Here is a 13,745-nt window from a genome sequence, read left to right on the forward strand (position 1 = left end):
TTGCTATAATTATCCAAAAACAAGCGAGAAGATGATGCCCTGGTTATTTTTGTTTCTAGCCTTAGTAGTGTTGCAAGCAGAACCTATGGATACCCTCAAACAATGGGTACGCGCTTTTTTAGAAAAGCCTAAAACAGCAGGCGCTACTTATACAACTTATCCTAAAAATAACCACGATAAAGCTTATAGACAGAGTATTTCTGTGAACAATACAACCTATACTTTCTTGTATGCATATGGAGTACAAAAAATCAAGCAAAGAGAGAGAAAAGCCATGTGTTTGGGAGTGTTGTTAGGATCTACTTTATACAAAGGGTTTTGTTTAAAAGGGTTTGCTCAGGCGCATATGCAGGTTAATCAAGGAGATTTACACCTTGATTTCTTAAAATCTAGCCCTGCTACCCCTACAGCTCCGGCTAAAGAAAGTGGTGTATATCTCACCTTTACAAATATCAAAGGCACATTTTACCTAGCGCGCTATGCTAAAAAAGAGGTGGGATCAGAGCAAATTATCCCTTATTACAACCTACCAAAAAGCAGTACCACCTACTCAATGGAGGCGATTAATAACACTCTCTTAGAACAACTTAGTCAAAAAGAAAGTACGCAACAACCCTCCCCAGCCCCCACAGCGCAAGTAACACAAAAAGCTCCAGTAAGAACAGCAACACAAAAAGTCCAAGAAATGCGAGTAGACGGGCAGACTTACCACCTTGTTTATACAAGTGATGCCACCATGCAATGCTTGAAAATTTTGCAGTATCAAAGAATTTTGGGTAATTTTTGCATGCAAGGGGCAGGGAGTGCCCAATTTAACCCCCATGCCCCTTGGCTCACCTTAGAATTCAAAAAAGAGGGTAGTAATAGCCACCACACTAGCCTAACCTTTAAAATAGTCGACGGGACTTTTTATTTAGAAAACTACATCAAAAAATTTTTCCAGCTAGACCCCACAACCCATGCTGAGATTTTTCTGCGCTTAGAGCCTATTTACAAACAAAGTAGAGACGATCCAAACTACACCCACCCCATTACCCTTCTCTCATTAAGCCCTCATTTCCAACAAGAACTATTCATCAGATGCCAAGAGAAAGGCTATTGCCAACATTAGCTACATTTTCTCCCAAATCGTACCACTTGGCGTATCCATTAAAGAAATGCCTTGTTGGGCTAAATCCTTACGGATAGAATCAGCAAGGGCAAAATCTTTAGCTTCTTTAGCCTTTTGCCGTCTTAAAATCTGGGTTGTGATTTTGTCTTTTAACGCTGTATCTACCCCTAGCTGAAAATAAAGAGTGGGATCTTTGCCCCCTAAGCCTAAGAGTTGATCGATAAAGGTGAGATTTTCTAAAATCTCTTGCGCGCACTTCTTTTTGTTTGTTTTGCTAGAGGCATTATCTAGGCTTTGGTTACTTTCTTGCAAATACTCCTCTAAAATACTCAACGCCTTAGAAATATTAAGATCGTCTTGCATAGCCTGCAAAAGAGCATGTTGGAAGTTTTGATTAGATTTACTTTTTTCAGGACTAATCTCTAAAGTCCTCTTTTTGAGACGATAGAGTTTATCTAGGCGCTTTTTTTGGCTGTTTAGATCTTCTTCATTAAAGTGTAAAATAGCGCTATAGTGCACCCCTAAAAGATAATTACGCAGTACCTCACCATCATAAACTTTTAAAGCGTCCTTGATATAAAAACTATTGCCTAAACTCTTGCTCATTTTCTGACCTGAAATATTGACAAAGCCATTATGAATCCAAAACTGCGCTAACTCTTGATTAAAAGCACAGCGGGTTTGGCAGGCTTCGTTTTCATGATGAGGGAAGAAAAGATCAGAGCCTCCCCCGTGAATGTCAATTTGGTAGGGCTCATCTAAATAGGCTAAGGTGTTGGCAATCATTGCCGAGCATTCAATATGCCAGCCGGGTCTACCCTTGCCAAAAGCGCTTAAATAGCCCAAATCCCCCTCTCCTTTATAAGTTTTCCAGAGGGCAAAATCTTGCGGGTGGTGTTTTTCTAAATTATCCTCTATGCGGCTTACATTTTCTGCCTCTAAAGAATGCGCGCTTAACGATCCATAAGCGCTATCTAGCCTTGTGTCTAAATAAATGCTACCCTCTTTTGTTTGGTAGGCATATCCTTTTTCTAGTAGGCGTTTAATCATGTCCTCTATAGCTTCTAAGTGTTCGCTGGCTTTAGGCTCACTGGTGGGTCGTAGTACGCCTAAAGCTTGCATCTCTTCTAAATAGCTAGCAATAAAACGACGGCTTAAATCTGTAATGTTTACGCCCTCTTGCAGGGCTTTAGAAATGATTTTATCATCTATATCAGTGAAATTCTTAACTATTTCTACAGAATACCCGCTCAAGGTAAGCATGCGTGTTAGTAAATCAAAAACAATCGCACTTCTTGCATGCCCTAGATGCGAATAGTCATAGACAGTAGGGCCACAGATATAAATTTTAACCTTAGGGGCTTTTAAGGGGACAAAGGGGCGCTTTTGTTTGTGGTGGCTATCAAATAAATAAATGGGTGGGTGCATTTAAACCTCTTATGCTAGATTAATAAATGCCAGATTTTAAAGCTCTTTAAAGCCCATAAAAATAAGGCTAACACTAAGGCTTCTAAAGCTAGCAGTAGAACTAAATATAAGACATCTTTAAAAATAATCATGCCTAAAAAACGCTTAAAACCAAAGGCTCTAATTTGAAGGCCACAGAGTAAAAATCCGGCTAAAGAGCTAGAGAGAGCTAGAGCGCTAGCTTGTAAATAGGGCATTAAAAGTAAAGAACAAGTTGTACCAAAAACAAGCGAATAGAGCGCAATTTTAGCCGCCTTGATTTGTTCTTTATGGCTATAAAGCCAGAGACTAAAAATTTTAGCTAGCCCAAAGGGCAATAGCCCAATTAGATATGCCCTAAAAACTGCAGCGCTGTGCATAACATCTATAGAATTAAAATGCCCTCTTTCAAATAGTAAAGATAAAATGGGTTTGGCTAGCATAATCCCACCTAAAGTACAAGCCAAAAGCATGTAAGTTAAAAAAGTAAAAGCCTGTTGCATGTGTTGCATGGCTAAATGAGTATTGCCCTCTTTAATGGCTTTGGCAATCGTGGGGAAAAGAGCGGTAGAAATAGCGATAGCAAAAAGTGCAAGGGGTAATTGAAAGATGCGGTTAGCATAATAAAGATAGGAGATACTGCCTGTGGCTAAAAAGGAAGCTAGAAATGTATCTATAAAGGCTGAAATTTGGCTAGCTGAGTTGCCTAGCACACCGGGGATAAATTGTTTAAAAAAATGCGCTCTTTCTTGTTTGATAATCTTTTGTCTGCGCATTTGTTTGGGATTAAGTGGCCGTTTAAAGAGGGTATAAACCCCCACACAAAAGAGTTTAAAAAACCCTAGATGATAAAGCGGATAAAAGTGCAAAGCAACTTGAGCGATTCCACCACATAAGACCGCATAGCTTAAAGTATGCACAATTTCTAGCGTATGTTGATCTCTATGAAAATACAAAGCAATAATCATGGCTAGATTTAATAAAACTGTGTGGTAGGCACTCACCCAAAAATGGTTTTTGTACTGCAAGAGAGTGCTTAAAAATGTCGCCCAAAATACTAAAAGAAGGTAGTAAAAATTAATGGCCACAATGTCTTTAGCGAGTTCAACAGTATGTGGGCTAAAGCCATAGGCAAGTAATTTAGTGCAAAAAAAGCGGAAATGATCCACTAATAAGACTAAAACTAGGAGCAAGAGACTAAAAAAACCTAAAATACCTGCAGCAAATGCACCCTTATAACGGCTTGAAATAAAAGCGGGTAAAAAACTTTGGCTAAAAGCCCCTTCGGCAAAAATGCGCCTAAAGAGATTGGGGAATTTAAAAGCCACAAAGAAAATATCGCTATAAAGCCCACTACCCAGTACAGATGCGCTTAATAGATCGCGTATAAATCCGGCTAAACGAGAACATAAAATGCCTGAACTAGTGGTCAAAAAAAACCTTTTGAGCAAAAAACCCCTTTTATACCGCAGGTGTTAGAACTAAAATTAAATTATACCTAAATATACCTATTAAGGTTGGGCTACTTTAAGGGGTTTTGTATTAGTATCCCTAGCTAAAATTGTTTGATTAAGGGCGTTTTGTGGTGCATGTGATTTTAAGTGGGGGGAGTGGTAGGAGGCTATGGCCTTTAAGTCGGGAGCATTTCCCTAAACAATTTTTAAAACTCTATGCCGGTCAAAGCCTCTTTGCCTTAACCCTTGCGCGTTTAAAAAATCAAGAGGCGCGTTTTTTAGTGGTGTGTAATGAAGCGCATTATTTTCATAGTTTAGAGGAAATCACACAGGCTAATTTAGAAAATCGCACACATTTTTTACTAGAGAGTGCTAGTAAAAATACCATGAATTCTTTGATATTGGCGGCTTTAGCCTGCGATTTAGATGAGGTCTTAGTAGTAAGTCCAACCGATCATCTCATGGATACAGAGGCCTTTCATCAGGCTTTAAATCTAGCTCTCAAGCAAGCACAAGAAAATCAAATTGTTTTTTTTGGTGTGGCTAAAGAGCCTAGTAGCCAATATGGGTTTATAGAATGCTCAGAAGTTACAAATGGGGTAGCCAAAGTACTAGGATTTATTGAAAAACCTAGCCGTTTAGAGATAAACCAATGTATGGCGCGCGCACACGGAGATTTTTATATCAATAGTGGGATATTTGTCTTTAAGGCATCTGTTTTTTTAAAAGAATGCGCTAAATATGTACCTAGTATGTTAAAAGCATGTGAGAAAGTTTATAATGAGGCTAGATGCTTACCCTTGATCATTAGATGTACTAACATGCAAGATTTGCAAGAGGGTAGCGTGGATACGCTGTTATGGCAGAGATGTACTAATTTGTATTTAGTGCCCTTGAGAGCTAATTGGCAAGATGTTGGGCATTTTACTAGTTTGCAAGCTAGCCTCCCACCCTCTGACATGCAGGGCAATACTTGCCACAATAGCACGCTTTTAGCTAAAAACTCTAGCTCTAATTACATTTACAGTACACCGGATAAATTAGTCTGTTTGCTAGGGCTTACAAACTGCGTGATAGCTGATACAAAAGATGCATTATTGGTAGCCTCTAAAGATCATTTAGATTCTCTAAAGGATTTAGTAGAGGAGGTGGGAAAGAAAAATGCAGATTTATTAAAAACCTATCCTTTAGAATACCGCCCATGGGGTAGCTTTGAGGTGCTTTTAGAACGCCCTTTTTTTAAAGTTAAACTTTTAGAAATCACCCCCCATAAACGCCTAAGCTTACAGCGCCATAAATACCGTAGCGAACACTGGGTAGTGGTGGAGGGTGTGGCTAGTGTGATTATTGATAGCCGTTCTTTTAAGGTTTTGACTAATGAAAGCGTATTTATTAAACAAGGGCAGATTCACCGTTTAGGCAATGATACGGACAATCCTTTAAAAATCTTAGAAGTACAATGCGGGACTTGTTTAGATGAATCAGATATTGAGCGGCTTGAAGATGATTATAAACGCATTTAAAGGGAGATCATGCAAAAAATTGCTTTAATCACCGGTATTACCGGGCAAGATGGGAGTTATCTAGCGCGCCATCTTTTAGATTTAGGTTATGAAGTACATGGAATCAAACGGCGTAGCTCTTCTTTTAATACGGCTAGAATTGATCTCATTTATGAAGATGTGCACAGTAGCCACACGCATTTTTTCTTGCATTATGGGGATTTAACAGACTCTAGCAACATCACAAGTCTACTTGCCAAAATCAGGCCTACAGAAATTTATAATCTAGCGGCCCAAAGCCATGTACAAGTTTCCTTTGAAATGCCGGAATATACGGCTAATGTAGATGCTTTAGGTACATTGCGTATTTTAGAGGCCATGCGTCTTTTAGGGCTTAAAGATACCCGCTTTTATCAGGCTAGCACTTCTGAGCTTTATGGAGAGGTTTTAGAAACCCCGCAAAATGAAAACACACCCTTTAACCCAAGAAGCCCTTATGCGGTGGCTAAACTTTATGCATATTACATCACCAAAAATTACCGCGAAGCTTATGGTTTTTTTGCGGTTAATGGGATTTTATTTAACCATGAAAGCCCTGTACGCGGTGAAACTTTTGTAACCCGTAAGATCACGATGGCCATTTCTCGCATGCTCTTTGGGTTGCAAGATTGTTTGTATCTGGGTAATTTAGATGCTAAGCGCGATTATGGGCATGCTCTAGATTATGTAAAAGCCATGCATTTAATCTTAGGGCATAAACAACCGGTAGATTTTGTGGTGGCTAGTGGGCAGACTTTGAGTATTAGAGATTTTACAAAGCGTTGTTTTGAAAAGGTGGGAGTGTTGTTAGAATTTAAAGGGCAAGGTTTAGAGGAACAGGGGGTGGTGGTGGGTTTACAATCTAGTTTTTTAAATATCCCCTCCATGCCTTTATCAAAGGATCAAGTCGTTGTTAGAGTGGATTCGCGTTATTTTCGCCCTACAGAAGTGGATTTACTCTTAGGAGATCCAAGTAAAATTGAAAGAGAGCTAGGTTGGAGGCGTACTTTTAGTGTAGATGATTTGATTACAGACATGCTAAAGGCCGATTTAGCCTTAGCTAAAAAAGAAGCGCTAGTTAAAAACACTAATTAGCAAAGCGCCCGGGTTTTTTCCAAAATCCCTTGCTATAAGCCCAGTAGAAAAAGAACGCTCGGGCAAAGGTTTCTAAACAAATTACCATAAAAAAATAGCGCACAGAAAGCCCCAATCTCCAAAGCAAAAACATAGGCAAAATACGCAAAATCCATAAACTACAGGTATTAATATAAAGCGATACTTTAGCCATGCCAGCCCCTCTAAACACCCCGTCTAATACAAATAAACAGATAAGAGGTACTTGTGAAATGCCTACAGTAACTAAATACCAAGAAGCCACTTGTACTACAGCTAAATTACTTGTAAAAATAAGGGCTAAAGATTTGGCAAAGACCATCATCACTATGCCTAAAATCCCTAATAAAAACCCTGCTACTTTTAAAATCATGTAGACATATTCTTCTGCCCGTTTGATCTGATTAGCCCCTAAATGTTGCCCTACTAAGACCATGCAAGCAATGGTAAAACCAAGACCGGGCATGTAAGCAAAAGTTTCAATGCGCAAACCCACTTGCATACCGGCTAAAACTTCATTGCCATAACTAGCCACAAATTTAGACACTAAAGTCATAGAAAAGAGTGTTAAAAGTCTTTCAAAACCAGAGGGCCAACCCACCTGCCATGCCCGCTTAAAAAGCCCCCAATTAAAACTTAAGCGAAAGTGTAGCGGACTCTTTTTTAAAGCGATGATTACAAAAAGAAGCCCTAATTCTAAAAAGGCTGTAGTTAGACTAGCTAAAGCCGCCCCCCTAATATCTAAGCGCATAAAGCCATAATCTCCAAAGATCAACGCTTGGTTAAGAAAAAGACAAAAAATACTCATAAGGATTTTTAGAATGAAGGGCGTTAGCGTATCTGATAAACTAGCAAGGGCTGCAACCATAGCATTTTTAATAAAAATGGCTGGCATGGCCAAAATAAGAATTTGTAGATAATGAGTAGCTAAAATATTAGCACTCCCCTTTAGCCCCATCCACTTTAAAAAAGGGGTGATGCCTAAAAAGCCTATCCAACCTGCTAAAAAGCAAAGTAAACATGCCCCAATTAGAATACTAGAATAACCAATAGATACCATTTCCATCTCTTTTGCCCCCACTAGACGGCTTAGGGTGGCATTAGTACCAATGTAAAAAACAGAATTAAGGGCATAAAAGAGCATCATATACTGCAACCCCACACCCATAGCCACAATGTGGTTATCAGAGAGTTTACCCATGAAGACTACAGACACCGCCAAAACAAAGATCTCTAAAAAATTATTGATTCCAGAGGGTAGGGCGAGTCTTAAAATGCGCCTAAATCTCCACCATCGTGCTGCTTTTATAATAACAACGCTCCTACAACCCCAAAAAGAATAAGGGGAATGTTATAGACTAAAAAGGTAGGGATACAGGTATCATAGATATGGTTGTGTTGGCCATCTGCATTTAACCCTGTTGTAGGGCCTATGGTGCTATCAGAAGCAGGCGAGCCCGCATCGCCTAAAGCTGCAGCGATACCTATTAATAGAATTGTTGCCTTTGTATCAAAACCAAGCGCCACACATAAGGGACAATAAAAGGTAGCGATGATAGGCAAAGTACCAAAGGAAGTTCCAATCCCTAGTGTGATAAATAAACCAATGGCTAGCATCACAATTGCTCCCTCTAGCTTGCTAGAAATGGCGCTATTTGCCATGTGCACTAAATCACTGATGGCATGGGTTTTTTGGAGTACTTCTCCAAAACCTGCTGCAATGAGCATCACAAAGGCCACAAAAGCCATCATTTTTACACCCGTATCAATCACTGCATCCATCTCTTTCCATTTAACCACCCCTCCAACTAACATCACCATAAGCCCGATAAAAGCCCCTAGTGGTAAAGACCCGGTAACAATCTGGACGACAAAGGCTAAAACAAGCCCTAAGAGAGCTAAGTAGTCTTTACTACTTAATTGTAAATCACTTTCTGTTGGCAATTCTATACGCTCTTGATAAATGCGCGGTTTTCTATAGAGTATAACAACGGCTATTACCAAACCAACAACCATAGCCAAACCCGCAATAGACATCACAGCCACCACTTCGTTTAAATGGGTGTGGATTTTATTTTTCTCCAGATTATCTACAATGAGTTGTTGGAAAATTAATCCAAACCCGGCAGGAATAGTCATATAAGGCGCTTCTAACCCAAAGGTAAGCGCACAGGCCACCGCGCGCCTATCTATTTGTAAGCGATTCATTAAATGCAATAAAGGCGGGATTAAAATCGGGATAAAGGCGATATGAACAGGGATTAAATTTTGAGAAAAACAAGAAATAAAGGCAATTAAAAAGCAAAAAACAGAGGCCTTTAGATCCATAAAGCCTATGATCTTATGTAGTAAGATTTTAATAAGATTGCCACTTGAGATCATAACTGCTAAAGCCCCCAAGAGGACATAACTTAAGGCCGTTTCTAAATTACCCTGCATGACATTGATATCGTGCAAAAATAAAGGTTTATCCTTATCAAAACTAATTTCTCCATCGCTATCGCATGTAATATCCCATAAACTCGCGCTTCTTGTAGGCTCTTCATCTAGTTTATGTAAAGGCATAACACCACAGCCGCATTTGTTAGTAGCATAATATTCCTTGTTATTTTTATGTGTTTTTGGTTGGAAGGTCTATAATGGTCTCTTTTAGAGACCGTGGGTGTGGTGAAAACAAAAAAGTAGGTTAAACATCACCCACTCGCTTAAGAATATCCGCATAGGCATCTATGCGTCGATCCCTAAAAAAAGGCCACATCTGGCGTATTTTAGCGCTCTCTTTTAAATCAATACAAGCATAGATAATTGCCTCCTCCTGCCCTGCACTTGCTAATTCTTGCCCAAAAGCCCCATAAATAAAACTAGAACCAAAAAAATATAACCCTTCTGTATAAAGGTCTTTTTCTAAGCCCACACGGTTAGAAGTAATGACGGGTATCACATTGCTGATACTATGCCCTTTTTGCACGCCTTGCCAAGCCTGTTTTTGTAATTGCTTTTCCTCTATACTCTCACTTGTATCGTTAAACCACCCAATAGCACTAGGATAAATTAAAACATCTGCCTTTTTTAAGGCCATGATTCGTGCTGCCTCCGGATACCATTGATCCCAGCAAATAAGTACCCCTAAATTGCCTACACTGCTCATAATAGGCTCAAACCCTTTAGTAGCGTCCCCGGGCGTGAAATAAAATTTTTCATAAAAACGCGGATCGTCTGGAATATGCATTTTGCGCTGTTTGCCTAAAACCCTACCATCTTTTTCAAATACAACGGCTGTATTGTGATAAACCCCCTCCATGCGTTTTTCAAATAAAGAACTCACTAGCACCACCCCATAACGCTTAGCTAGATTAGCAAAAAACGCCACATCGTCTGTAAAAAAATCCGCCCATGCAAAATACTGCGAGTCTTCATGCTGGCAAAAATAAGGATAGGGGTGTAATTCGGGCAACACCACTAGATTAAGTTTAGGGTATTGTGCCTTAGCTTGTTTGAGTAAGTAATCCGTGCGCTCTAAAGTGGCTGTACGCGTGCCTTGATAGCTGTGTTGCAAAATAGCTACATGGATCTTCTCTATTGCCATGCTCACTCTTCATATTCGCTATCCGCACTCACATAGTCATCATCATCATACCCCCCCTCGTATTTGGGTTGGCTTTCATCTAAAATATCTAAAATATCCATATCTTCATCATCCCATTCTTCTTGATCAAAATCCTCTTGATTTAAATCTTCCATTTAGTACTCCTCACTTTGATAAAATCAAATTATAACAAAATCTTAAAGTTTTGATTATGCTAAATACTTTTACTTTTGCATGGCTAGAGTTTTTAAATAACCATTTTCACTTAGCATAACATATAAGCGCCCTAACACTTCTTTTTTACTCTCAGAATCTAATAAGGCGCTATCCTCAATCTTTTGTTTTAAAATGCGCTCCATTTCCTTAGTGTCATAGTCTAAATCCTCTAGGGCATCTAGGATTGTCTGGGCTTCTAAGATATTAGTAATAGAAAAGCTCTCTGGTGCATTTTGTGCGTGTATGTGCACACAACACTCTGTAGGGTGGGTGAAAAGATTATGGTGCATGCCTAAGACCTCTTGATAAGCCCCTACTAAAAAGAAACCTAAAAAATAATCCTCTTGGCGGACATTGATATCGTGCAAAAATAAAGGTTTATCCTTATCAAAACTAATTTCTCCATCGCTATCGCATGTAATATCCCATAAACTCGCGCTTCTTGTAGGCTCTTCATCTAGTTTATGTAAAGGCATAACCGGAAAATTATGCCCCAGTCCCCAATAATCCGGTAAACTTTGGAAAAAAGAGCAATTAAGCAAGTAGCGTTCTTGTACCTGTTCTTGGATACGGATTATATCGTTATGATCTTTGTGGCGCAAAAACCCAATGGCTTTTTTGATAATTAAATGCCCTAAAACCTCAGCATTGCTTCGATCTTGTAAGTCAATATAGCCTAGATCAAAAAGAGTAAAAAGAGACTCCATATGATCTAAACTGTCATGCAAGTATTCAATGGCGTTTTTGGTGTTGATGTTATGGTAGAGATCTTCCATTTCGGCTACTAAAGGCGGGTTACTCTCTTTTAAGCGCAAAATACTTTCATCATAATCTTGAGAGAATAATTCCAAAACGGGGGCAACTAGTACGGCATGGCTTGCGCTAATAAAACGACCCGATTCAATAAAAATATTGGGTTCTAATTCCTTTTTATTTTTCACAATCTCTTTAAGCAAAAACACCACATCTCCGGCAAATTCCTCTAAAGTGTAATTGCGCCCACATCGGTGTTTGTGCTGGGAATATTCAATAGCTAACCCCCCGCCAATATTAATGCTATTTAAATTAAACGCCCCCATTTTGCGTAATTCTGCATAGATATTACCCGCCTCTTTAAGCGCTTTTTTTAAGGGAGTAATATCGCTAATTTGGCTACCAATGTGGAAATGAATCATGCTAAGTTGTTCTAAAAGGCCATGGGCTTCTAATAAATGCATGGCCTCTAAAAGTTCGGTGCTAGCTAGCCCAAATTTAGCATGGATACCCGTACTCTTAGCCCAAACCCCCACCCCAGAACTGTGCAAGCGCACCCTAATCCCAATTTTAGGGCAAAGTCTAGTGTTCTCACCGGTGGTATTATTCTCAAGCGCAACTTCTAAAATGCTTTTAAGCTCGCTAAGCCCTTCAATGGTGAGTGTAATATCAGCTCCCATGCTAGCAGCAATAAAACCTAGTTCGATCATTTCCTTATCTTTAAACCCATTAACCGTAATAGGCGCGCCCTCGTGGATATAACTCATAGCTAAGATCAATTCTGCCTTGCTCCCTGCTTCTAACCCATAATGCCCCTCAAAATGTTTAGAAATTTCTACTAAGGGGAGTACAAAATAAGGCATGTGATTAACCTTTAAAGGAAAGACCGCTCTAAACGCACCGCTATAATGGTACTGTTCAATGGCACTAGAAAACATGTTAAAGAGCTTTTTAACCTGCTTTTCAATCAAATGGGGGAAGCGCAGTAATAAAGGGCCTTTAAACCCTTGTTCGCGCATGTCTAAAACCATTTCCATTAGACTAGGTTTACTCCCCACATTGACCTTTACCATTCCATCCTCAATGATGAAATCCTCTTTACCCCAATAACTCAATCCATAAGTTTGCATGTACGCGCCTTAAATCCAGATGAGGTTAAAGTATAACTAAAAATAACCTCTTTGTGTTAGAATGCCTCCCATGCAAAATAAACCCCCCGCTATGCATCGCCTTTTAAACGCCCCCTCTCTAGCTCCCTATCCTAGAGATATTCTTAAATCCCTAGCGACAAATCTACTAGCCAAACACCACCAAGAACCCTTTGCTTTCACCCATTTTAACCAGTGGGTAGAGTTATTATTAGAACGCTACAATGCCTTAATGTCCCCACCGCTTAAACCCATTTACAACGCTACAGGTGTTTTACTCTCCACCAATCTAGGGCGCGCTGTGCTAGATTTAAAAGCCCTTAAAGAATTATCCCTTTTAAGCGGGTATGTTAATTTAGAAGTTGATTTACACACAGGCAAGCGGGCTAATCGTTGTAGCCAAGTTCAAGAATTGCTTAAAGTGATCTTCCAAGCTCAAGATGCCTTAGTGCTTAATAATAATGCGAGTGCCCTAGTGCTAATTGCTAGTGTTTTTGCCCCTAAAAGCAACCAAACTTTGCTTTCCTTTGGAGAACTTGTAGAAATTGGGGGGGGATTTAGAGCGCATGAACTCTTAGAGAGTGTTACTAACCTTAAATTAGTGGGTAGCACTAATAAAACTTATTTAAGCGATTATAAACACGCGTTAAGTACTTCTAGTACACTGATTACGCGTATCCACCGGAGTAATTTTTCTATGAATGGCTTTGTGGCTTCTGCATCTTCTAAAGATTTGTTTAAATTAGCGCAAGAAAGAGATGTGATTTTTTATGAAGATTTAGGGAGCATGCAAAGTATAGGGGAAGTACAAAAAGCGCTTAGAAGTGCACATTTACTAAGTTTTAGCGCGGATAAATTACTAGGGAGTGTACAAGGTGGCATTGTGCTAGGCCATCAAGAATACATACAAGCCCTGCGTGCCCACCCACTTTATCGCGCCTTTAGAGTGGATAAAACCCAGTTATTTTTACTAGTAAAAAGTTTACAAGGGCTTATTTGTGGCCAGAAAACCCCTACCCAAGAGTTTTTAGAACAAGATAAAGATACACTACTCAATAAAGCGCTCAAGCTTTTCCATGCCCTAACTCCTCTTAAGCCTCTTAAATGTGTGATCATTCCTACAAAAGCTTTAATAGGTGGAGGGGTGGAGCACCAAGAAATAGAAAGTTTTGGGGTACAATTAGCCCTAAAATCTTGTAGCGTAGAAAGTTTATATAAGGCGCTTCATTTGCAAGGGGTAGCGGGGATATTACATCATAACGGAGTGATCTTAGATGTTTATGCTCTTTTTGATCAAGATATTCCTCATTTGGCTAGAGTGATTGGTAAAACACTTGATAGGGTTGTTTTAAACTAACAAAACACCCACACTAGCGC

General features: G+C 39.5%; 11 protein-coding genes and 1 pseudogene. 4 read left to right on the top strand and 8 right to left on the bottom strand.

What is annotated here, in order from left to right; translation table 11 throughout:
* Window positions 1-34: 34 nt before the first annotated feature.
* Window positions 35-1,111, top strand: coding sequence for a hypothetical protein (locus OO773_RS07285; protein WP_141556968.1), 1,077 nt, complete (start codon window positions 35-37; stop codon window positions 1,109-1,111).
* Here OO773_RS07285 and cysS read toward each other — a convergent pair whose 3' ends face one another.
* Window positions 1,112-2,527, bottom strand: coding sequence for a cysteine--tRNA ligase (gene cysS, locus OO773_RS07290; protein ID WP_176485206.1), 1,416 nt, complete (start codon window positions 2,525-2,527; stop codon window positions 1,112-1,114).
* A gap of 26 nt (window positions 2,528-2,553) precedes the next feature.
* Entirely contained in the window at window positions 2,554-4,008 is a 1,455-nt protein-coding gene (gene murJ, locus OO773_RS07295) for a murein biosynthesis integral membrane protein MurJ (RefSeq protein WP_034375399.1), read from the bottom strand.
* A 134-nt stretch (window positions 4,009-4,142) separates the two neighbouring features.
* Here murJ and OO773_RS07300 point away from each other — a divergent pair, with 134 nt between their 5' ends.
* Both OO773_RS07300 and gmd read left to right on the top strand, forming a co-directional pair.
* Window positions 4,143-5,534, top strand: coding sequence for a mannose-1-phosphate guanylyltransferase/mannose-6-phosphate isomerase (locus tag OO773_RS07300; protein ID WP_233424248.1), 1,392 nt, complete (start codon window positions 4,143-4,145; stop codon window positions 5,532-5,534).
* Window positions 5,535-5,540: 6 nt separating this feature from the next.
* Window positions 5,541-6,647: a GDP-mannose 4,6-dehydratase gene (gene gmd / locus OO773_RS07305; RefSeq protein WP_178137335.1), complete on the top strand. Its 1,107-nt coding sequence runs from the start codon at window positions 5,541-5,543 to the stop codon at window positions 6,645-6,647.
* Here gmd and OO773_RS07310 read toward each other — a convergent pair.
* The 6 genes and pseudogenes from OO773_RS07310 to speA form a co-directional block, all read right to left on the bottom strand.
* Window positions 6,640-7,977, bottom strand: coding sequence for an MATE family efflux transporter (locus OO773_RS07310; RefSeq protein ID WP_006564078.1), 1,338 nt, complete (start codon window positions 7,975-7,977; stop codon window positions 6,640-6,642). The genes gmd and OO773_RS07310 overlap by 8 nt on opposite strands.
* On the bottom strand, window positions 7,971-9,065 hold the full coding sequence (locus tag OO773_RS07315) for a Na+/H+ antiporter NhaC family protein (RefSeq protein ID WP_406600086.1): 1,095 nt from the start codon (window positions 9,063-9,065) through the stop codon (window positions 7,971-7,973). Before OO773_RS07315 ends, OO773_RS07310 begins: the two co-directional genes overlap by 7 nt.
* Window positions 9,057-9,233 (bottom strand): annotated as a pseudogene (locus OO773_RS10100) (hypothetical protein); the annotation flags it as partial. The gene OO773_RS07315 and the pseudogene OO773_RS10100, both read right to left, overlap by 9 nt.
* A gap of 118 nt (window positions 9,234-9,351) precedes the next feature.
* Entirely contained in the window at window positions 9,352-10,251 is a 900-nt protein-coding gene (locus tag OO773_RS07320; RefSeq protein ID WP_006564076.1) for a carbon-nitrogen hydrolase, read from the bottom strand.
* Between the two features lie 2 nt (window positions 10,252-10,253).
* Window positions 10,254-10,406: a hypothetical protein gene (locus OO773_RS07325; RefSeq protein WP_167531092.1), complete on the bottom strand. Its 153-nt coding sequence runs from the start codon at window positions 10,404-10,406 to the stop codon at window positions 10,254-10,256.
* Between the two features lie 69 nt (window positions 10,407-10,475).
* Window positions 10,476-12,350 carry an arginine decarboxylase gene (speA, locus tag OO773_RS07330; RefSeq protein WP_006564075.1) on the bottom strand — a complete coding sequence of 625 codons (1,875 nt, stop codon included), beginning with the start codon at window positions 12,348-12,350 and terminating at the stop codon, window positions 10,476-10,478.
* Between the two features lie 70 nt (window positions 12,351-12,420).
* Here speA and selA point away from each other — a divergent pair, with 70 nt between their 5' ends.
* Window positions 12,421-13,725 (top strand): L-seryl-tRNA(Sec) selenium transferase, encoded by a 1,305-nt coding sequence (gene selA, locus OO773_RS07335; RefSeq protein WP_073115586.1) that lies wholly within the window; start codon window positions 12,421-12,423, stop codon window positions 13,723-13,725.
* Window positions 13,726-13,745: the final 20 nt, after the last annotated feature.

The organism is Helicobacter suis HS1 (genome assembly GCF_026000295.1).
In the GTDB taxonomy this organism is placed as follows: Bacteria; Campylobacterota; Campylobacteria; order Campylobacterales; family Helicobacteraceae; genus Helicobacter; species Helicobacter suis.